This is a genomic window from Faecalibacterium prausnitzii, from assembly GCF_003324185.1.
Taxonomy (GTDB): Bacteria; Bacillota; Clostridia; order Oscillospirales; family Ruminococcaceae; genus Faecalibacterium; species Faecalibacterium prausnitzii.
In genome coordinates, this window is record NZ_PXUP01000013.1 from 20,461 (window position 1) to 41,559 (window position 21,099).

Annotated in this window: 18 protein-coding genes and 3 tRNA genes; 8 read left to right on the forward strand and 13 right to left on the reverse strand. The window is 59.4% G+C overall.

Annotated features, from left to right (window positions below):
- The first annotated feature begins 4 nt into the window (after positions 1-4).
- Both C7J97_RS09765 and C7J97_RS09770 read left to right on the forward strand, forming a co-directional pair.
- Positions 5-1,435, forward strand: coding sequence for a vWA domain-containing protein (locus tag C7J97_RS09765; protein ID WP_316543971.1), 1,431 nt, complete (start codon positions 5-7; stop codon positions 1,433-1,435).
- Between the two features lie 17 nt (positions 1,436-1,452).
- Positions 1,453-2,991 carry an AAA family ATPase gene (locus C7J97_RS09770; RefSeq protein WP_113992826.1) on the forward strand — a complete coding sequence of 513 codons (1,539 nt, stop codon included), beginning with the start codon at positions 1,453-1,455 and terminating at the stop codon, positions 2,989-2,991.
- Between the two features lie 138 nt (positions 2,992-3,129).
- Here the strand turns inward: C7J97_RS09770 and nifU are convergent, their stop codons facing one another.
- The 4 genes from nifU to C7J97_RS09790 form a co-directional block, all read right to left on the reverse strand.
- Positions 3,130-3,573 (reverse strand): Fe-S cluster assembly scaffold protein NifU, encoded by a 444-nt coding sequence (nifU, locus tag C7J97_RS09775; RefSeq protein WP_015537288.1) that lies wholly within the window; start codon positions 3,571-3,573, stop codon positions 3,130-3,132.
- Between the two features lie 2 nt (positions 3,574-3,575).
- Entirely contained in the window at positions 3,576-4,793 is a 1,218-nt protein-coding gene (locus C7J97_RS09780; RefSeq protein ID WP_005922939.1) for a cysteine desulfurase family protein, read from the reverse strand.
- 133 nt (positions 4,794-4,926) lie between these two features.
- Positions 4,927-5,367, reverse strand: a complete 441-nt coding sequence (locus C7J97_RS09785) for a hypothetical protein (protein WP_113992825.1) — start codon at positions 5,365-5,367, stop codon at positions 4,927-4,929.
- 52 nt (positions 5,368-5,419) lie between these two features.
- A complete protein-coding gene (locus C7J97_RS09790; RefSeq protein ID WP_015537291.1) occupies positions 5,420-5,743 on the reverse strand; it encodes a rhodanese-like domain-containing protein in 324 nt (107 codons plus the stop codon).
- A 132-nt stretch (positions 5,744-5,875) separates the two neighbouring features.
- Between C7J97_RS09790 and C7J97_RS09795 the strand changes: the two genes are divergently transcribed.
- From C7J97_RS09795 to C7J97_RS09815, 5 genes are all read left to right on the forward strand, one after another.
- Positions 5,876-6,349 carry an RrF2 family transcriptional regulator gene (locus tag C7J97_RS09795; protein WP_015537292.1) on the forward strand — a complete coding sequence of 158 codons (474 nt, stop codon included), beginning with the start codon at positions 5,876-5,878 and terminating at the stop codon, positions 6,347-6,349.
- A 63-nt stretch (positions 6,350-6,412) separates the two neighbouring features.
- A tRNA-Trp gene (locus C7J97_RS09800) sits at positions 6,413-6,488 on the forward strand.
- Positions 6,489-6,809: 321 nt separating this feature from the next.
- A tRNA-Asp gene (locus tag C7J97_RS09805) sits at positions 6,810-6,886 on the forward strand.
- Positions 6,887-6,889: 3 nt separating this feature from the next.
- Positions 6,890-6,965: transfer RNA gene (locus C7J97_RS09810), tRNA-Thr, on the forward strand.
- Between the two features lie 224 nt (positions 6,966-7,189).
- Positions 7,190-8,407, forward strand: coding sequence for an iron-containing alcohol dehydrogenase (locus tag C7J97_RS09815; protein WP_015537293.1), 1,218 nt, complete (start codon positions 7,190-7,192; stop codon positions 8,405-8,407).
- Positions 8,408-8,566: 159 nt separating this feature from the next.
- Here the strand turns inward: C7J97_RS09815 and cysS are convergent, their stop codons facing one another.
- The 9 genes from cysS to C7J97_RS09855 all read right to left on the reverse strand — a co-directional run bounded on the left by cysS (position 8,567) and on the right by C7J97_RS09855 (position 19,252).
- The gene (gene cysS / locus C7J97_RS09820; protein WP_113992824.1) at positions 8,567-9,964 is read right to left on the reverse strand and encodes a cysteine--tRNA ligase; all 1,398 of its coding nucleotides are present in this window, start codon (positions 9,962-9,964) and stop codon (positions 8,567-8,569) included.
- A gap of 419 nt (positions 9,965-10,383) precedes the next feature.
- On the reverse strand, positions 10,384-11,136 hold the full coding sequence (gene pflA, locus C7J97_RS09825; protein ID WP_113992823.1) for a pyruvate formate-lyase-activating protein: 753 nt from the start codon (positions 11,134-11,136) through the stop codon (positions 10,384-10,386).
- Entirely contained in the window at positions 11,123-13,375 is a 2,253-nt protein-coding gene (pflB, locus tag C7J97_RS09830) for a formate C-acetyltransferase (protein ID WP_113992822.1), read from the reverse strand. Before pflB ends, pflA begins: the two co-directional genes overlap by 14 nt.
- A gap of 579 nt (positions 13,376-13,954) precedes the next feature.
- Positions 13,955-14,413, reverse strand: coding sequence for a hypothetical protein (locus C7J97_RS09835; protein ID WP_015537296.1), 459 nt, complete (start codon positions 14,411-14,413; stop codon positions 13,955-13,957).
- Between the two features lie 4 nt (positions 14,414-14,417).
- Positions 14,418-15,455, reverse strand: a complete 1,038-nt coding sequence (locus tag C7J97_RS09840; protein WP_113992821.1) for a lysylphosphatidylglycerol synthase transmembrane domain-containing protein — start codon at positions 15,453-15,455, stop codon at positions 14,418-14,420.
- A complete protein-coding gene (locus C7J97_RS15240; RefSeq protein WP_207657568.1) occupies positions 15,452-15,637 on the reverse strand; it encodes a hypothetical protein in 186 nt (61 codons plus the stop codon). Before C7J97_RS15240 ends, C7J97_RS09840 begins: the two co-directional genes overlap by 4 nt.
- Positions 15,634-17,241 carry a glycosyltransferase family 4 protein gene (locus C7J97_RS09845; RefSeq protein ID WP_113992820.1) on the reverse strand — a complete coding sequence of 536 codons (1,608 nt, stop codon included), beginning with the start codon at positions 17,239-17,241 and terminating at the stop codon, positions 15,634-15,636. Before C7J97_RS09845 ends, C7J97_RS15240 begins: the two co-directional genes overlap by 4 nt.
- Positions 17,242-17,275: 34 nt before the next feature.
- Positions 17,276-18,070 (reverse strand): hypothetical protein, encoded by a 795-nt coding sequence (locus C7J97_RS09850; RefSeq protein ID WP_170126657.1) that lies wholly within the window; start codon positions 18,068-18,070, stop codon positions 17,276-17,278.
- A gap of 66 nt (positions 18,071-18,136) precedes the next feature.
- Positions 18,137-19,252, reverse strand: a complete 1,116-nt coding sequence (locus tag C7J97_RS09855; RefSeq protein WP_005922967.1) for an acyltransferase family protein — start codon at positions 19,250-19,252, stop codon at positions 18,137-18,139.
- A gap of 375 nt (positions 19,253-19,627) precedes the next feature.
- Between C7J97_RS09855 and C7J97_RS09860 the strand changes: the two genes are divergently transcribed.
- The gene (locus tag C7J97_RS09860) at positions 19,628-21,097 is read left to right on the forward strand and encodes a class I adenylate-forming enzyme family protein (RefSeq protein WP_097785382.1); all 1,470 of its coding nucleotides are present in this window, start codon (positions 19,628-19,630) and stop codon (positions 21,095-21,097) included.
- The last annotated feature ends 2 nt before the right edge of the window (positions 21,098-21,099 follow it).

Sequence of the window (21,099 nt, forward strand, 5' to 3'; positions counted from 1 at the left end):
CACGTTGCCAAAAGAAAAATTTTTCGACCCCCGCAAGCCCTTCCAATCCCAGCGGCCGGAGACCCACGAGGAGTGGCAGGCACGCATGGGTGGCGAGGTGCTGGCGGTGGTGCGCAGCGGGCTGTATCTGGACTTCCGGTTTCTGGATATGGCACTCAGCGCCCTGAACCCCGCCCCGGACGAGCGCTGCCGGGTGCTGGCTACGGACGGACAGACCCTGTATTATCAGCCGCAGCGCCTGCTGCAGCTTTATCAGGAGAACCCGAAATATCTCAACCGGTTGTATCTGCACACCATCTTCCACTGCATATTCCGGCATTTGTGGCTGAAAGGCCGCCGGGAGCCGCAGCTGTGGAGCCTTGCGTGCGATATCGCGGTGGAAAACGTCATTGACAGCTTACAGCGCAAAAGCGTGATGCGTCCGCTCACCTATGTGCGGCAGAATGCCTACCGGCAGATCACCGCTGAGGAAAAGGTGGTGGCGGCAGCGCCGGTGTACCGTTGGCTCACCCGGCAGACGCCCGGCGTGCTGCGGCAGCTGGAGCGGGAATTTGTCACCGACGACCACCGCCTGTGGCCGAAGGATGCCCCGGAGCAGCCCCAGCAGATGCCCACCCCTCTGCCGCAGAAAACGTGGCAGAAGATCGGGGAGCGGATGCAGACCGAGCTGGATCTGCGGGATAAAGAGGCGGGCGAGGGCACCGATGCCTTGAAGCAGCAGGTGAAGGCCGCCAACCGCAGCCGCCGCAGCTACAAGGACTTTCTGCGCCGGTTCTGCGTCCTGCGCGAGGAGGTAAAACTGGACCCGGACGAGTTCGATCTGAACTTCTACACCTACGGCCTTTCGGTGTACGGCAACCTGCCCCTGATCGAGCCGCTGGAAAGCCGGGAAAGCAAAAAGATCGAGGAGCTGGCATTGGTCATTGATACCAGCTACTCTACCTCCGGCGAGCTGGTGCGCGCCTTTCTGGCCGAGACCTACACCCTGCTGAAAGGGCGGGAAAACTTTTTCCACCGCATGAATCTGCACCTCATTCAGGCCGACAACGCCGTGCGGCAGGATATCCTCATCCGCAACGAGGACGAGCTCATCCACGCCATGAACCACTTTGAGCTGCGGGGCGGCGGCGGAACGGATTTCCGCCCGGCCTTTGCATATGTGGATCAGCTTTGCGCCGAAAAGAAGTTTTCGAACCTGCGCGGCCTGCTGTACTTCACCGACGGCATGGGCACCTACCCGGCGCGGCGTCCCGGCTACGATACCGCCTTTCTGTTTTTGGGGGAGCGGTTCGATGATGCCAATGTGCCGCCGTGGGCGATGAAGGTGGTACTGGACGAAGAAGAATTTACCGGTGCGGCAGCCCGCCCGGCCAGCGCCCTTGCGGACGCTCTGGCCGAGGAGGACGACCTGTACCGCGAGCTGAACAACTCCTGACAAGAGGGGGAACCATTATGAATATCAAACGTGCCAAAGAAGAAATCGAGCATACCGTAAAAGCTTACCTTGCCAAGGATGCGCTGGGCGAATACGCCATTCCCGCCATCCGGCAGCGCCCCATCCTGCTGATGGGCCCTCCGGGTATTGGCAAAACGCAGGTGATGGAGCAGGTGGCCCGGGAGTGCGGGGTGGCACTGGTGGCCTACACCATCACCCACCACACCCGCCAGAGCGCCGTGGGTCTGCCCTTTATCCGGCAGCGCCACTACGGCGATAAGGACGTATCGGTGACCGAATACACCATGAGCGAGATCATTGCCAGCATCTACGCTAAAATGGAGGCCACCGGCCTTTCGGAGGGCATTCTGTTCATCGACGAGATCAACTGCGTGTCCGAGACGTTGGCCCCCACCATGTTGCAATTTTTGCAGTGCAAGACCTTTGGCAATCAGGCCGTGCCTGCGGGCTGGGTCATCGTGGCGGCAGGCAACCCACCGGAATACAATAAATCCGTCCGGGATTTTGACATCGTAACCCTTGACCGCGTGCGCCGCATGGATATCGAGCCCGACCTGCCGGTGTGGAAGGACTACGCCCGTGCTGCGCATATCCACAGTGCCATCCTGAGTTATCTGGAACTGCATCCCCAGAACTTCTACCAGATCAACGCGGACGTGGACGGCACCCAGTTCGTCACCGCCCGCGGCTGGGAGGATCTTTCCAACCTGCTGGACACCTACGAAGCACTGGGCTTGCAGGCGGACGAGGAACTGATCCGGGAGTATATCCAGCACCCGAAGATCGCCGAGGACTTCTCGGCCTATCTGGATCTGTACTACAAGTACCGGGACGACTACGGCGTGGAGGAAATTCTTGCCGGGCAGGCAAAGCCCGCCGTGTTCGCACGGCTGCTGCAGGCTCCCTTTGACGAGCGGCTTAGCCTTGTCAGTCTGCTGCTGGCCGGGCTGGACACCCGTTTTACCGCCTCTTTGCAGGCGGATGCCGTGGCCGATGCCTGCTACGCCTTTTTGCGGGAGACCAAAAAGGCGCTGGCTGCCCTGCCGGAGGATATCCCGGACGGCTCCGCAGAGCTGTTCAGCCAGCAGATCAAGGACTACGAAGCCGAGACCCAGCAAAAGCGCGATGCCGGGCTGCTGGGCAAGGCAGAACTGACCAACCGTCTGCAGGTGCAGGCCGCGCTGCACCAGTGGGAAGGGGAGCTGCGCCGCGCCAACGCCGCCGGTACACAGGAGGCCTTCGACCTGCTGCGCGGTCAGTTCGGCGCACTGGCAGACCAGCGCGAAGCCGCCCAAAAGACCGCCGCCGCTGCGCTGGAAGCCGCCTTCGACTTTATGGAGCAGGCCTTTGCGGAAAGTCAGGAGATGGTGGTGTTCGTCACCGAACTTACGGTGAACCCCGCCTCCCACCAGTTCCTCACCGAGAACGGCTGCGAACGGTACTTCAAGTACAACAAGGATCTGCTGCTGGATCACCGCAAGGCCGCTTTGCAGCAGGAACTTGCCGCCGAGCAGCGCCGCCACGGCGGGGTGTAAGGCGAGGAAAACGATTTGATTTTTTGGGGTTCAGAAACGCCTGCGGGCGTTTCTGAACCCCTTTTCTCACAAGTGGGGACGCAAAAAAGGACACCGCACGAAGCGGTGTCCTCTTTTTTGCTTATGATACTGTCAGGATCAGTTGCCGCAGCTCTCGCAGTGCTCACAGTCCTCTTCCAGTTTGCCCACGATGGGCTCCGGGTCGATGCCCTGACGGCGGTAGTAGTCGGACAGAGCAGCCTTGACGGCCTGCTCGGCCAGAACAGAGCAGTGCACCTTGACCGGGGGCAGACCCTCCAGAGCCTCCACAACGGCCTTGTTGGTCAGCTTCAGCGCCTCGTCCACGGTCTTGCCCTTGATCAGGTCGGTGGCCATGCTGCTGGTGGCAATAGCTGCGCCGCAGCCAAAGGTGAGGAACTTGACGTCCACGATCACATTGTTCTCAATCTTCAGGTACATGCGCATGATGTCGCCGCACTTGGGATTGCCCACTTCACCCACGCCGTTTGCATCGGGCAGCTCACCTACGTTGTGCGGATTTGCGAAATGCTCCATGACCTTGGCACTATACATACTTGCCATAATTACTGTTCTCCCTTCAGGCTGAACTGGCGGGCCTTGTTCTGACCCTGCAGCCACATACAACTCATAGCGCGGCGGCGGGGAATGACCTCCTCCAGCACGTCACACAGATATTTTGCTTCTTCCATGGTGTTCTGCGGGCCAAAGGTGAACCGCATGGAACCGTGGCCGATCTCCTCCGGCAGGCCGATGCTCAGCAGCACATGGCTGGGGTCCAGACTGTCGGAGTTGCAGGCAGAGCCGGTAGAGGCGCAGATGCCGTGCATATCCAGATCCAGCAGAATGGTCTCGCCCTCCAGACCCGGGAAGCTGATGTTCACATTGTTGGGCAGACGGGGGCTGCGGCCGCCGTTCAGGCGGGCTTCCGGGATGTTCTTGAGGATGCGGTCGATGACGTAATCGCGCAGCTCGCTCTCGTGGGCCATGCGCTCATCCAGATGCGCCGTGGCGATCTCCAGTGCCTTGCCCATGGCAGCAATGCCGGCCACGTTCTCGGTGCCTGCACGGTGGCGGGCCTCCTGACTGCCACCATCGATCAAGTTCTGGGGCCATACGCCCTTACGGCAGTACAGTGCACCCATGCCCTTGGGGCCATTGAACTTGTGGGCGCTCATGGACAGCATATCCACGCCCAGCTCCTTCACATCCACGGGGATGGCACCCACAGCCTGCACCGCATCGGTGTGCATCCAGACACCGTGCTTGTGAGCGACCTCGGCGATCTCCTTGATGGGCTGGATGGTGCCGATCTCGTTGTTGGCCATCATGATGCTGACCAGTGCGGTGTCGGGACGGATGGCAGCCTCCACGTCCTCGGGGCGGATGTAGCCCTCGGAGGTGGGACGGATATAGGTCACCTCAAAGCCCATGCGCTCCAGTGCAGCCATGCTGTGCATGATGGCATGATGCTCAAAAGCGCTGGTGATGAGGTGCTTTTTGTTCTGGCGTGCCTTGGTAAAGGCGGTGCCCTTTACCGCCCAGTTGTCGGCCTCGGAGCCGCAGCTGGTAAAGAAGAGCTCAGCCGGACTTGCATTGATGGCCTTTGCCACCTGCGCACGGCCGGTGTCCACGAATTCCTTTGCCTCATAGCCGATGCTGTAATGGCTGCTGGGGTTGCCGCAGGCACCGCTCAGGGCTTTGACCATCATTTCCAGTGCCTCGGGAGCACAGGGAGTGGTGGCAGCATTATCCAGATAAACCACTTTTTCCATGTTTTCCATAGGAATGATCCTTTCTTATTGAACGCGTCTGCGGGAGCCTTGAATGCCCTGTGCAGATGCGGAATCCTTTCAACGGATAAGTTATACCATATCATTCCCTAGTATGTCAATATGAATACTGGATTTTCGTGATTCAGTCACCTTTTTTGCCCTTTCCGGTCAGCTTACCCAGCGCCACCTTCCACTTGGGGTAGCCCCAGCGCTTATCCTCGGCAAAGTCGTCCGCCAGCTTCCACGGGAAGATGCCGCCGTCAAAGTACAGGTTTCCGGCTTCGTCCACCCGGTCCAGCTTTTTGGGCAGATAGCTTTCGTCGTAATAGCTCTTGCGGCGGTCCGGCAGTACCCAGTTCAGCGTGCCGTCCTCATCCATGCCGGACGCCCATACGCCGAACACAAAGGTGGCAGCCTCGCCGTAGCAGTGCTGCTCAAAGCGGATGGCGCCATCGTAGTAGAACTTGATGACCTCCAGCGTGCCGGATTCCTTTTTGCCGTCCCGCCCTAAAGTAGGGCGGTAATCCTGCTGGTAACGGCAGCCGCAGTGGCTGCCCGCGAACTCTTTTGCATGGAACGACATGGCATGGTTTCCTTTCTGGTATGGGTTTGTGCTTCTTATAAAGTATATAACCTTAAAAATGCCCCTCAAAATCGCCCTCGATCTCGTAGGGCCAGCTTAAAATGCCGCCAAGGTCCCGCAGGTGGGTGTAGCCAAGGGCTTCCAGCTTCTGCACAGCGTCGGCGCTGCGGCGTCCGGTGCGGCAGTACACCAGCCACAGGGCGTTTTTGTCCGGCAGCACCTCGGCGGCGCGGTCGATGACCTGCCCCAGCGGCAGCAGCTTTGCCCCCGGGATGTGCCCTACGGCGTATTCGTCCGGCTCGCGCACATCCACTGCGACAGCCTTGCCGGTATCCAGCAGACGGATGGCGTCTGCGGCGGTGATCTTTTCTGTCATACTCTCACTCCTCAAAGATAGGTTCTGTTCCATCCTATGATAACAGACCTTTTTTGTTTGCACAAGAGGTTTCTCCTTTGCAAAATCCGAGTAACGTGCTATACTATAAACTGCAACAAGGAGAGGACTACCATGAAATTTTCCACCAAGAGCCGCTACGCCCTGCGCCTGATGGCGGAGCTGGCGCGCTATGCGCCGGGCACCACCGTCAGCCTGAAGGAGATCAGTGAGCGGCAGAACCTGAGCCTGAAATATCTGGAACAGATCGTCACCCCGCTGGCGCGGGTGGGGCTGGTCAAGAGCGAGCGGGGCAGTCAGGGCGGCTACCGGCTGACGAAAGACCCCGCCGACTACACCGCCGGCGAGATCCTGCGCGCCATCGAGGGCAGCGTAGCGCCCATTCCGTGCCTTGGCAGCGTGACCAACGAATGCCCCATGTCCGAGCAGTGCTTCACCCTGCCGTTCTGGGCGGGGCTGGACGAGGTGATCAACCAGTATATCGACAGCGTTACGCTGGAACAGCTGGCAAGCCAGCTGCCTGCGCCGGATTCCGCCGCGCAGGAGAGCTGCTGCAGCTGCGGCGGCGCGAAAAATGAGAATAAGTAAAAATAAGGCTTGACATTCCCCGTTGCATCGGCTATAATAATCAAGCATTCAGCGAATGTATATAGGGGTATAGCTCAGCTGGTAGAGCAGCGGTCTCCAAAACCGCGTGCCGTGAGTTCGAAACTTACTACCCCTGCCATGACGCACAGGTTCTTCGGAACTTGTGCGTTTTGTTTTTACTCCCTCTGCCGTTTCACTCTATGACCCCTCCCGTGAAAATAGCGTTTGGAGCGCTCCGCAGAGCGCGACAAACGCGAAATTTAAAATATTTTTTCCGCTGAAGATGGCTAGAGCGAAGCGGAAGCCATTTAAAATCGTCTCAGCGTCCCAAACAGCCCACCTTTACCCGCTTTTGCAAAAAATTGCATTTTCCGCAAATTTGTGCTTGACAACAGACCGACTTTCCGATATAATAGAGTACGTTCCCGCGGTAAGATGCCGCACGAACTTGAGCGATCATGGCCCGGTAGCTCAGTTGGTTAGAGCACCAGCCTGTCACGCTGGGGGTCGTCGGTTCGAGCCCGATCCGGGTCGCCATTTGCTGCTATAGCTCAGTTGGTAGAGCGCATCCTTGGTAAGGATGAGGTCTCCAGTTCGAATCTGGATAGCAGCTCCAAAGGCAAGCACCTCGAAGTCTTAGGACTTCGGGGTGTTTTTTTGCGCTTTTTTCAGGGCAGGGGGCTTGTTGCATCCTACTGCTTGTGGAAACCGCCCAAAATAGAACGACTTTTTCTCCCGGTACGTCAATTGAAGCCATCTCCAAATTGTTATATAATTAACATAATGATGAACTGCGGTACAGCGCTGCGTGTGCCGTACTATTTTTGGAGGTTTTGTATTATGGCTCGTTTTACTCTGCCCCGTGATCTGTACCATGGCAAGGGCGCTCTGGAAGCGCTGAAGTCCTTCACCGGAAAAAAGGCAATGATCTGTGTCGGCGGCGGCTCCATGAAGCGTTTCGGCTTCCTGGATCGTGCCGTGGAGTACCTGAAGGAAGCCGGCATGGAAGTGGAGCTGTTCGAGGGCATCGAACCCGATCCTTCCGTGGAGACAGTCATGCGCGGTGCCGAGGCCATGCTGAAGTTTGAGCCCGACTGGATCATTGCCATGGGCGGCGGCTCTCCCATCGATGCAGCCAAGGCCATGTGGATCAAGTACGAATACCCCGAGATCACCTTTGAGGAGATGTGCAAGGTGTTCGGCATCCCGCCGCTGCGCCGCAAGGCACACTTCTGCGCCATTTCCTCCACCTCCGGCACTGCTACCGAGGTGACCGCCTTCTCCATCATCACCGACTACCAGAAGGGCATCAAGTACCCCATCGCGGACTTTGAGATCACCCCGGACGTGGCCATCGTGGACCCCGATCTGGCTGAGACCATGCCCAAAAAGCTGGTTGCCCACACCGGTATGGACGCCATGACCCATGCCGTGGAGGCTTACGTTTCCACCGCACACTGTGACTACACCGACCCGCTGGCCATCTTCGCCATCCGCATGATTCAGGGCGATCTGGTGGACAGCTACAACGGCGATATGTCCAAGCGCGACTCCATGCATAACGCCCAGTGCCTTGCCGGTATGGCCTTCTCCAACGCACTGCTGGGCATCGTGCACTCCATGGCACACAAGACCGGCGCTGCCTTTGCAGACTACGGCGCACACATCATCCACGGTGCGGCCAACGCCATGTACCTGCCCAAGGTCATCGCCTTCAACGCCAAGGACCCGGAGGCCAAGAAGCGCTACGGCGTCATCGCAGACGAGATGAAGCTGGGCGGCGCAAACGATGACGAAAAGGTCAAGCTGCTCATCGAGTACCTGCGCGGCATGAACGACGCGCTGAACATCCCCCACTGCATCCAGCACTACGGCCCGGACTCCTACCCCACTGAGCAGGGCTTTGTGCCGGAGAATGTGTTCCTGGAGCGTCTGCCCGAGATTGCCAAGAACGCCATCGCCGACGCCTGCACCGGCTCCAACCCCCGCCAGCCCAGTCAGGAGGAGATGGAGAAGCTGCTCAAGTGCTGCTACTACGATACTGAGGTGGATTTCTAATCCGTCCTTTCTTTATTACGCCTCCTTTCCTATGGACAAAAGCCCCGCAGAGCATACCGCCCTGCGGGGCTTTTGCCGTTTTCGCCTGCATTCTCCCGTGAAAAAAGGGGTTCGGAAACGCCTACGGCGTTTCCGAACCCCTTTTATACTACTAAGGTGTTACAGCTTGCTCAGCTGGGGACCCTGTGCGGTGTCCTTGACAGCCCAGCCCAGTTCGGTCAGCTGTGCGCGGATGGCATCAGCGGTGGCCCAGTCCTTGGCCTTTTTGGCGGCAGCGCGCTTCTCTACCAGCGCGGTCACCTCGGCGGGCACCTCGTCCTTCTTGCGGTTGTACAGCAGACCCAGCACACCGGTGATCTCGTCAAAGGCGGCGGCAGCGGTCTCCAGTGCAGCCTTGCTGGAAGTTGCAGACAGGGTGTTGATCTCCTTGACCAGATCGAACACGGAGGCCAGTGCATCCGGGGTGTTCAGGTCATCGTCCATGGCGGTGCAGAACTTGGTGCGTGCCTCGGCGGCCTTTTCCTTCAGTGTCTCGTCGGTGCCGAAGTCGGTCTTGCTCAGGGCAAAGTCCAGATTCTCGCGGCAGGTGTACAGGCGCTCCAGACTGTTCTTGCAGCTCTCGATGAGATCCACGGTGTAGTTCAGGGGCATGCGGTAGCCGGCGGTCAGCATGAAGTAGCGGATGGGCTCGTAGCCGTAGAGGTTTGCCACATCCCGCACGGTAAAGAAGTTGTGCAGGCTCTTGGACATCTTCTGATTGTCCACGTTGATGAAGCCGTTGTGCATCCAGTAGCGGGCAAACTCGCAGCCGTTGGCGCACTCGCTCTGGGCGATCTCGTTTTCGTGGTGGGGGAAGATCAGATCCTGACCGCCGCAGTGCAGGTCGATGGTCTTGCCCAGATGGGTGCGGCTCATGGCGCTGCACTCAATGTGCCAGCCCGGGCGGCCCATGCCGTAGGGACTTTCCCATGCGGGCTCACCGGGCTTTGCAGCCTTCCAGATGGCAAAGTCGGCGGGGTCTTCCTTCAAATCGTCCTCCATGCGGCTGCGCAGCTCGCGGTTGCCGCTCTCCAGATCGTCCAGATTCAGGTGGCTCAGCTTGCCGTAGCCGGGGTCGCTCTTCACCCGGAAGTACACATCGCCGTTCTTGGCAACGTAGGCGTGGCCGGAGTCGATCAGATCCTTGACGATATCCAAAATCTGGGGGATATGCTCGGTAGCGCGGGGCTGCACGGTGGGCTTTTCACAGTTCAGACCGGCGGCATCCTTCAGGTACTCGGCCTCAAAGCGCTGCGCCACCTCCTTCATGGAGGTGCCCTCTTCCTGCCCCTTCTTGATGAGCTTATCATCGATATCGGTGATGTTGGAAACGTAGATCACCTTGTTGCCCCGGTATTCCAGATAGCGGCGCAGGGTATCGAACACGATCAGCGGGCGTGCGTTGCCAATGTGGATATAGTTGTACACGGTGGGGCCGCAGACGTAGATGCGGTACTCGCCGGGCACCTGCGGCACAAATTCTTCCTTCTGTCGGGTCAGGGTGTTGAAGATCTGCATGGTCAATTCTCCTTTTTGTTCCAAACAGAAGCCGCAAAACAAAACGCCCCCGGAGCGGTGCACAAGGCACAGCTCCGAAGGCGGTTTTAAAATCAAAATCGCGGTTCCACTTCTGTTTGTCGCTCAAAGCCGGTAACGGCGGCGCACCGCACGGCGATACTTCCCCACGGGGTTCCCGCCGCGTGCTGTCCGGGCGCACTTTGCGCAGCGGTCTGCAAACAGGCTTCCAGCCAGTGGCCTGTTCTCTCTGCGCAGACGGTGTGCGGCGCTACTCTGCCCGGATAAACGCATTTATCCTTTTACCCCTTTATTATAGCGGTGCGGTGCAGGGAAGTCAAGGCAGAACAAACCTGTGAAAATGAAATTCAGCCAAGCCTACCGGCTTGGCTGAATTTCAAATCAAAAAGATGCTTTCCTCTTTACCCGGGATACCGGCTTACTTCCAGCAGATCCTCTGCGCGCTTTACCTGCTCTGCCGTGGGCGGTACTGCGTCCGGCAGGGGATAGGGGATGCCCAGCTTCTGCCACTTGAACAGCCCCAAGGTGTGGTAGGGCAGCACCTCCACCCGCTGCACCGTTTTCAGGCTGCGGATAAAGTCTGCTGTTTTGCGCAGCCCTTCCTCGTCATCGGTCAGCCCGGGCACAAGGACGTGCCGCACCCACAGCGGGATGCCGAGGTCGGAGATGTGCCGCGCCATGGCAAGGATATTGGCGTTGTCCTTGCCGGTGAGCTGCCGGTGGCGCTCCGGGTCGATCTCCTTGAGGTCTAAAATCACCAGACTGGTGTTAGCCATCAGGCGGTCAAATGCCGCCAGATACGCCGGGTCGTCCGGGCGGAAGGGCTGCCCGGCGGTGTCCAGCGCCGTGTGCACGCCCTTGGCGCGTGCCAGCGTGAAGAACTCGGTCAGAAAGTCCATCTGCCGCAGCGGCTCGCCGCCGCTGACCGTGATGCCGCCCTTTTTGCCCCAGTAGTTGCGGTAGCGGTATACCCGCTGGAACAGCGCTTCTGCCGTCCACGCCTCGCCGCCCTCTGCCCATGTTTCGGGGTTGTGGCAGTACTTGCACCGCAGGGCACACCCCTGCAAAAACACCACAAAGCGCACGCCGGGGCCGTCCACCGAGCCGAAGGATTCCAGCGAGTGGACGTACCCAAGGGCCTTACAGGACGCCATGGCAGGTGCGTGCCAGCACGTCCAGCTGCTGCTCGCGGGTCAGGTCGATGAACTTGACAGCGTAGCCGGAAACGCGGATGGTGAAGTTGGCGTACTCTTCCTTCTCAGGGTGCTCCATGGCATCCAGCAGCTTCTCCTTGCCAAAGACATTCACGTTCAGGTGGTGTGCGCCCTGATCGAAGTAGCCATCCAGCACCTGCACCAGATTCTCCACGCGCTCGCCCTCGCTGTGACCCAGTGCCTCGGGGTTGATGGTCTGGGTGTTGGAGATGCCGTCCAGCGCCCAGTGGTAGGGCAGCTTTGCCACGGAGTTCAGCGAGGCCAGCAGACCGTTCTGCTCTGCGCCGTAGCTGGGGGTAGCGCCGGGTGCAAACGGGGTGAAGGCGGCGCGGCCATCCGGCAGAGCGCCGGTGTACTTGCCGTACACCACGTTGGAGGTGATGGTCAGGATGGAGGTGGTAGCCTCGGAGTTGCGGTAGGTGTGGCGCTTCTTGATCATCTCAAGGAAGGTCTTGAGCAGCCACACGCCGATCTCGTCGGCGCGGTCGTCATCGTTGCCGTACTTGGGGAAGTCGCCCTCGGTCTCAAAGCCGGTGGCAAGGCCGTTCTCGTCGCGCACCACCTTCACCTTGGCGTACTTGATGGCGCTCAGGGAGTCGATGACATGGGAGAAGCCTGCAATGCCGGTGGCAAAGGTGCGGCGCACATCGGTGTCGATGAGTGCCATCTCGGCTTCCTCGTAGTAGTACTTGTCGTGCATATACTGGATGAGGTTCAGCACGTTGACGTACAGCCCGGCCAGCCAGTCCAGCATCTGCACATACTTGGGCAGCACCTCGTCATAGGTCAGGTACTCGCTGGTGATGGGAGCATAGTTGGGGCCGCACTGCTCGTGGCTCTTCTCATCCACGCCGCCGTTGATGGCGTACAGCAGGCACTTGGCAAGGTTGGCGCGTGCGCCGAAGAACTGCATCTCCTTGCCGGTCTGGGTGGCAGACACGCAGCAGCAGATGGAGTAATCGTCGCCCCAGACGGGCTTCATCACATCGTCGTTCTCGTACTGGACGCTGCTGGTGTTGACGGACACCTTGGCGGCGTACTTCTTAAAGGCCTCGGGCAGGGCAGAGGAGTACAGCACGGTCAGGTTGGGCTCCGGTGCGGGGCCCATGTTTTCCAGCGTGTGCAGGAAGCGGTAGCAGTTCTTGGTGACCATGCTGCGGCCGTCCATGCCGATGCCGCCCACCTCCAGGGTCGCCCACACGGGGTCGCCGGAGAACAGCTGGTTGTAGCTGGGGATGCGGGCAAACTTGACCATGCGGAACTTCATGACCATGTGGTCGATGAGCTCCTGTGCCTGACTTTCGGTCAGGATGCCCCTGTCCAGATCGCGCTGGATATAAATGTCAAGGAAGGTGGAGATGCGGCCCACGCTCATGGCGGCGCCGTTCTGGGTCTTGATGGCGGCCAGATAGCCGAAGTACAGCCACTGGCAGGCCTCCTTGGCGTCCTTGGCGGGCTGGGAGATGTCGTAGCCGTAAGCCTCGGCCATCTTCTTCATGCCCTTCAGGGCGCTGATCTGGCGGGCGATCTCCTCGCGCAGGCGGATGACGTCATCGGTCATGGTGCCGTCGCCGCAGTTGGCAAGATCCTCCTGCTTGAACTGGATCAGGGCGTCAATGCCGTACAGGGCAACGCGGCGGTAGTCGCCCACGATGCGGCCGCGTCCATAGGTGTCTGGCAGACCGGTGATGATGTGGGTGTGGCGTGCCTTCTTCATCTCCGGGGTGTAGGCATCGAACACGGCCTGATTGTGGGTGCGGGTGTAGTCGGTAAAGATCTTGTGCAGCTCGGCAGAGGGCTGGTAGCCGTAGGTGGTGCAGGCCTGCTCTGCCATCTTGATGCCGCCGTAGGGCATAAAGGCGCGCTTGAGGGGCTTGTCGGTCTGTAAGCCAACGATCTGCTCCAGATCCTTCAGGTTTTCGTCAATATAGCCGGGGCCGTAGGAGGTCAGGCTGCTGACCACCTCGGTCTCCATATCCAGCACGCCGCCCTTGGCGCGCTCGGCCTTCTGCAGCTGCTGCAAAGCACCCCAAAGCTTATCGGTAGCCTCGGTGGGGCCTGCCAGAAAGCTTTCGTCGCCGTCATAGGGGGTGTAGTTCTTCTGGATGAAGTCACGCACATTGACCTCTTCCTTCCAGATGCGGCCTTCAAAGCCTTCCCACTGTTCAAACTGGATCATTGGAACCTCCTTGCTCCATTACGCAGTTAGCGCTTTCTAACTAATGAGCCTTTGAAAAACCGCTCTGTCTGGGCGGTTTTCTGGGGGCGAAACGGTCTTGTGCTGCCGTCTGCGGCAGCCCTTACTACAAGGTGTAGACAAAAATAAAAACCTGCCCACAAAATCTTGCGTTATTATAATAGCAAGAACCGTTTTAAAAAGCAATAGAAAACAAGTGGGTTTTCTTCCAGCGGAAAGGCTATTCTTTGGGCAGAATGTAGAAAAACGGCAGAAACCCCGGCGGCACGGCAACTTTGCGAAAAAATTTGCAAATTAAGGGTTGACAAGACTAACTGACTGTGGTATCCTGTTCTCGCAGCGGCGGTTAGCTAATTCTAACCACGTTGCACCAGAAAAAAGGAGCGTCTGCAAGCGCTCCGCTCCATTCCTCCATTCCTTTCTCTTTTCTACGGGAAGCGGCAGCACGGTTTGCTCTGCTGCTTCCGGCGCGGCACCGGCTGTGTTTGGTACCACAGCCGACGCAAAGAAAACAAAAACGGGACGTGCAGCTTGACCACCTGCACGCCCCGTTTTTTGTTTTTACTGCCCCATCCCCGCCAGCTGTTCATACAGCTGCGCTGCGCCGCCGCCGGGGTATTTTACGCTGACAAAGGCGCTGTTCAGGATGCACACGCCGTCAGAATACACCGTCAGCAGAAACTTCTGGTTCTCGGCATCGTCATAAAAGCTGACGGTGACCGACTGCACCGGGAAGGTATCGTGGGTGTAGGCAGAATAGTTCTGGTTCAGCTTTTTGCGGCAGGAGACGGTGGAAAGCAATTCTGCCGTTTGTTGGAACGCTTCGCTGTCCATGGAGAGGAGGTGATAGTCCATGTCGTTTGTGCTGCCAAAATGCGCCACTTCCTCGGTGCGGAGCGTGCCCTGCGAGCTGGCGCGCACCAGCGCCTTCAGGTCGATGGGACGGTACAGCACCGCAAAAGCTGCCAGTGCAAACAGGATAAAAAATAAAGCGGTGCGGGGAATGTGGAAGCTTTTCATCTGCTCACCCCTCCTTTGGCAGTTCCATTTGCGCCAGATGCCGCTGGGCGATGAAAAAGCCCACGGCGCTGGCGGCAAATACCACATAATAGCTGGCGATGCGGTAGAGCATCAGCACGCTCATCACCTCGCCCTGCTCCAGAAAGCTGCCGAACACCAGCAGAAAGGCGGTCTCGATCGAGCCCATCCCGGCTACATTGGGCAGGGCATTGGAGACGAAGAGCATCAGGCTGGTGAGCAGCTGCACCTGCCAGAAGCCCAGCGGGGAAAGCCCCATGAAACGGATGCACAGGTAGGGCAGGCAGAACAGCCCGAACAGCTTGAGCGCCTGCAGGGCAAAAATCTTCAGGCAGCGGGGCTTATCTGCCAGCAGGCGGCGGCTCTCGGTGCCCAGCACCTCCAGCTGTTCCAGCCAGTCGGCGCGGCGCTGCTGCCACTTTTCGGTCTTGGGCAGAAAGCCCAGCAGCCAGCGGGCGAGGCACTGCACCAGCGGCGAGACGCACAGCAGCACCAGCGCCACGATAATTACCGCTACCACAGCGTATGCCATGGGCAGATACCGCATGACACCGGTGGTGTTGGCAGCAAGCCAGCGGTGCTGCAACAGCAGCATCACGGTGGCGTACAGGAGCACCGTGCTCTTGTGGAAAACGTATTCCAGCGTCATCAACCCTGCGCCGGGGCCCAGCGGCAGCCCGGCCCGGTGCAGGTAGTACAGCTGCACCGGCACCGCACCGGCACCCAGCGTGACCACGTTGCCAAAGGTGCCGCACCAGCCCACATCCAGCCCCTGCCACAGCTTGAACTGCGGCAGACGGCTGCGCACGATGACCCACGCCACGCACCCTTCCAGCAGGGGGTAGCTGAGGCCGACCGCCAGAACCGCCAGCACCTGCCACACCGACAGCTGTGCCAGCGCCGCAGTGATCTCGGCCCAGTGGTCCTTAAAAGTGAACACGATGATGCAGGTAAGTGCCAGCAGCACCAGCAGAGAGATCACGGTCTTTTTGCGGGAGGGTTGCTGCGCGGCGGCTTGGCTCATGGAAACAAAACTCCTTTCACAACCGGAAATTCTGGAACCAGTATAGCACATCTCCCGCCGCCCTTTGTGAACGGAAGCGGAACTTTGTTGGGCAATTTGGGGGATTTGATAAAATGGGAAAACCTCTCCCGTGAAAAAGCACTGCCGGGCAGCGTGCAGCTGTCCGGCAGTGTTTTTTTCATGATTCTTCCCCGTCCGTCAGCTCTTTTACCAGCCTTGTCAGGGTGGCGACATAGGATTCGTTGGAGAACTGCTGCTCGTACAGGCAGCGGCAGCTGCCGTGCATGGCGGCCAGCGCCTCCGGGTGTTCGATGGCCCAGGCCAGCTTGTCGGCCAGCTGCTGCGGGTCGTCGTCCTTGTAGAGGAAGCCGTCCACGCCTTCGGTCACCAGCCCGGCGGTGCCGGTGTGCTCCGATACGATGGAGGGCTTGCCGAAGATCAGTCCCTCGGTGACGAAGGTGGGCATGGGGTCATCCCGGGAGGCGCACACCACGCAGTTGCACTGCTCCATCAAGGATTTGACCTCCGGGCGCTCCAGCCGCTTGCGGTAGAAAACGGTCTGGGGATAGTCCCGCACCAAGCTGTCCACGGCGTTGTACATCCCCTTGTCGGCGGCTTTGCCCACAAAAAGGAAGGCAGCTTTTTCCCGCACTGCAGAGGGCAGCAGCCGGATGGCGTTGCAGAAGATGTCCGGACCCTTGCGGTGCTCCAGCGAGCCTACCGTCACAAAGAGGGGACGCCCCCCGGCAAAGCTGATGTCATAGCGGGGGAATTGCTCGGCTGCATAGTCCGGCAGACCGTAGATCAGCTGCTCGATGGCAAAATCCGGCCGGACGGAGTGCATGGCGGCGGTGGCGTGGGAGCCTACGGCGCAGAGGTGCACGTTTTTGCCCAGCGCCTTGGGGATGCTGTGGGAGATGAAGGGGTAGCCCGCAAAGGCATCGTGCAGCCACCACAGCACCGGCACAAAGGAGCCGTTCAGGGTGTTCACCACCGGCGCTTCCACCACCGTGTTGGCCAGCACAAAGTCTGCGCTGGTGGCCAGCCCCCACAGGGCGCTGGAAGTAACGCAGTCCGGGCGGGTGACCACAGCGGCCCCGGCGTCCAGAAACAGCGGCAGCGAGCCTTCATCCGAGGGCCCCAGCACCACCACCTCAAAGCCTAAGCTGCGCAGCACCGGCACGGCACTTACCAGCACGATGGGCGCACCGGTCATGGTCAGCTCATGGCTCAAAATCAGCGCACGGCGTCCCTTGGCAGAGAATACATCGTCGGCGCACAGCTCCCGGCGGAAGTGCAGCAGCGCCTGCGGGATGCAGCGGCTGTGCTGCGCCATGGCGTGGGCCAGACGCAGCAGTTCGGTAACGCTGTCCTTGCCCCGGGCGGCGGCGCGTACCTTGTCCAGCAATGCGCGGGACACCAGTGCGCAGCTGCTGCCGGGCAGGTGCCGGGTGCTCAGGTACAGGGCGGTGGAGCCGTCAAAGCCAAAGGAGGCGTCGCAGACCGCAAGGTCTGCGCCCTCCCGCAGGGCGGCGGCAAAATAAGTCAGGGCGGTGGGGGTGCACTCCACATCCTCGCTTACCAGCAGCACCCCGGCTACATCGGGGGTCAGCTCGTCCTCAAGCCGGGTCACCAGACGGAACTTGCGGTGCAGCTGGTTTTGCAGCGCCGCTTGCAGCGCCTTGTGACGCCCCGGCGCATAGACCAGAAGATAGGTGCTCTGGGTATCGGTATAGACCTGCTTGGACAATTGCTTGCGCTGCAGGGTACTGTAACTGGTGTACATGATCCAACTCCTCCGGGCAGAATATCGGGCGGGCTCAGTGACCGCGCACTAGGTTCAGCAGTCTGCGCAGCGGGGCGGTCAGCCGCCAGCTGCTGCTGGCGCGCATCGTTTCCAGCGAAACCTGATATTCGTGCTGGATGCCCTGCAAGGTCAGCAGCTGCTGGTTCAGCCGCATACACTCGGCGCGGCTGGCCTGCAATACTTCCTCTGCCTCCTGCGCGGCAGCGGCGTTCTCAAGCTTCAGGTCGTTCAGCGCCCGCAGCAGAGACTTGCCGGGCTGCTCGTGCAGAAAACGTCCCAGCGGGTAGTAGTGATAGTTCACCGCAAACTTCATGCCGGCACCAAAGCCGGTGGTGCAGTGCAGCGAAAGGTTGGGGTCTACGTCCAAAAACAGCAGGCTGTCCTCCTGCAGCAGAAGGCCGTTGACCGACTGGAAGCTGATGCGCTCGTCCGAGATGGCAAGGTCGGTGATGCAGCAGGCCAACTCGCCGGGGTCCAGACGGATGGCGCGTGCGTCCTCCGGCAGGACAAAGGTGACCGAGACCTCGTGGGTCAGTTCGTTGTAGACATCCTCGGTGGCAGTCAGGCATTCCCGGGGCGAAAAGCCGCTGCCGGTGTCGTAGAACAGCTGCGGCAGGGTAAGGGTGATATTCTCAGCCTCGGCGCTGTGCTTGGCAAGCTCGGTCTGGCAAGCCAGCAGCTGCTGCTCCAGCTCCAGACACCGCTGCGCCAGCTGGGAAACACCCTCGTCCGAAAGCTTGAGCTGCTGCTCCAGCTCGGCAATGTGCGCCTGCATGGCAGCAGGGGTCATGGGGGCATCGTGGTTCATAACGGGATCCTCCTCTTCCTTTATCCTATAACAGCTGCACCGCCGCAGCCAAAACATTCAGAAAAATCAGTGCCGCGGGGCGTAATGTACCTGAGGGGTGCGCCGCCGGGCGGGGAACAACTTGATGATCAGATCCCGCCGCCGCTGCAGCAGGGCGCAGATCAGCCAGATGGAGCCCAGCGAAAGGATGTATTGCAGGCTGATGCCCAAAACAGGGCGGTCAGCGTATTTGGCGGCGAACAGATACCACGGAATGGCAATCAGCTCCACCGTATGTACGCAGAAGATGTACAGAGAACGGCGGCCGATGGCCTCGAAAAAGCGCACCAGCGGGTTGCGGCGCTGGCTCCAGCGCAAAAACAGCCGGATAAACAGCAGACCGGCAAGGCCGTCCAGCAGGATGCTGATGGGGCCCAGCGACCACTCGGCCATGGATACACAGTCGGTGCGGCGGGTGGCAAGGGCGGCTGCCGGGATCAGCAGTACGGCTGCCCACAGGATGCAGGACATCCGGCGGGACAAAGGCTGATCCAGCCAATGCTGCCGTTTGGCAAGGTAGCCAAGGTACAGGTACGGCGTGATCACCGCGCCCTGGATCAGGCAGAAGGGCAGCTCCCATACAAGGCTGGCACCCCAGCCCAGCAGGGCGGCACCGCCCACCGCCCAAGGGATGTACCGCTCCGGGAAGATGTTCAGGATAACGTCCAGTAAGATCCAGCCCATCAACAGCGCCAGCAGATACCACATGGGCCCACAGGAAAAGAACTCCTGCCCGAAGTAGGTGGCAGTATGGGGCAGACCCAGCAGAAAGCCGCCCGCCACCTTGATGCTCTCAGTCATGGAGCCGGGCAGATAGTGAAAGGTTTTATAATGAATGATGAAGTGCAGCACCGTGGTGAACACCGCAGTGTAGCAAAAGGGCTTGAGCAGGCTTTTGAGCTGCTGGTGGATGCACTTGCTGATGGAGCGCTTGCGGAAGCCGTAGCCGCTGGCAATAAAAAAGGCTGCCATCAGCGTTTCGCGGTAGATAAAGCCGACAAAGGCCGTCAGCGACAGACCGCCCTCCAGCTGGAGTGGGTAAAGCTCCGCAGTGTGCCCCAGCACGATGGCCAGCATCCCAGCGCCCTTGAGCATATCAAACATCCCGATGGAGTTGACAGTGCGGGGCTTGGTTGTTTCCATGAAAGATTCCTTCCCTGCGCCGGGCCAATACCCCTCGAGAAAAAAGCCGGATACGGCGCAAATGATCAGTTTTTATACAGCATTGCCATGATATATGGCTAGTATAATGCTTTTTATAGAGACTGTCAATTTTGTTTTGCAGTCTGCACCATACCGGAACTGGTATTTTGCGCTAAAAATTGTAGCACGAAAACCGGCGGATTGCAACGAAAGGTAGAATTTGGCCGGGGCGTATCCCAAGATGTGCAATTGAAAGTTGTCAAAGTGAGAAATTAAATGTTGCAGAAGTATTGCATTGCATTGGAAAATATTGTATACTGAGCACAGTACAGCGCACTGCCGCAGGATGAAATAACAACGCAGGAGGAAAATACAATGATCAAGGTATTGGACAACGTGTATGATCTGGTCACCCTGAATATGGAACAGCGTTTTTCGGAGCGTGTGGCGCTCCGCTTTTATGATAAGGAAACGGACGAGGTGACCGCAGTCCATTATAAGGACTACGCGCGGGACATCCGCCGTGCGGTCAACTACTTCCAGAGCACCATCCCGGATATCAAGGGCAAAAAGATCTGCCTGCTGAATAAAAACAGCTACGAATATGCCGTGAACACCTTCGGCATCATTCTGGCGGGCGGCGTACTGGTACTGCTCAACCAGCACAAGAGCTGGGACGAGCTGTCCTACGAGCTGGGGCTGGTGGAACCCGCCGCCATCCTGACCGACGGCGACGACTACGGCACCAAGGAGCAGCTGCAGGCCGCCTACGGCAGCATCCTGCGCCCCATGGACGGCTTCCGCGCTTATGAGCCGGTGGCAGAGATGCCCCGCTGCATCGGCCACGATGACCTGATGATCCTGATGTTCACCTCCGGCACCACCGGACGCAGCAAGGGCGTGATGCTGAGCGAGCGCAACTTCTTCAGCGTGATGCGCGCCCATGTGCAGATCGGTGAGCGCATGATGGAGTATAAGCACGACCCGGAGCTTGTGGTCAGCCAGTACACGGTGCTGCCCATGTTCCATCTGGGTGCATTCATCTGCCTGTTCTCTTGGGCACACGGGGGCTGGGCGCTGAACATCAGCGGCGATATCCGCAACTTCTATAAGGAGATCCGGCGGATGCCCAGTCAGGTCATGGCGGTGGTGCCGGTGATCATGAACTCCCTGCACAAGGACGTGATGCGCGGCCGCAAGGAGCGCTTGGGCGAGCTGTGGGTGCCCATCTGCTCCTCTGCGATGTTTGACCCGCAGGTGATGCTGGATATGGCCACCAACGGGATGTTCGTGGTGCAGACCTACGGCGCTACCGAGACCTGCGGCGACGGCATCATCAACTACGCGCAGGATGCAAAGCACATCGGCGCTGTGGGACAGGGCAACGATTATCTGGATTACAAGCTCGAGCCGGACGGAGAACTGTGCATCCGGGGCGACAGCATCATGCTGGGCTACTACAAGGACCCCGAGGCCACCGCTGCGGTCATCGACAAGGACGGCTGGTTCCACACCGGCGACCTTGCCCGGGTGGACGAGGACGGCTACTACTACATTACCGGCCGCAAGAAGAACCTGATCATTCTGGACAGCGGCGAGAACGTCAGCCCCGAAGAGCTGGAGGGCATGTTAGAAAAATGTCCTGCCGTACAGGAATGTATCGTAAAAGAACTGGGCAAAAAGATAGGTGTTGTGGTATACTGTGAAAAGGAGCACCAGCAGACGGTGCGGGACTTTATTGCCCAGATGAACCGCACCGTCCCGCTGTACAAGCGCATTGGCGTGGTGGAATTCAGCGAAACGCCGCTGCCCCGCAACGGCGCAGGCAAGCTGGTGCGCAAGTAATA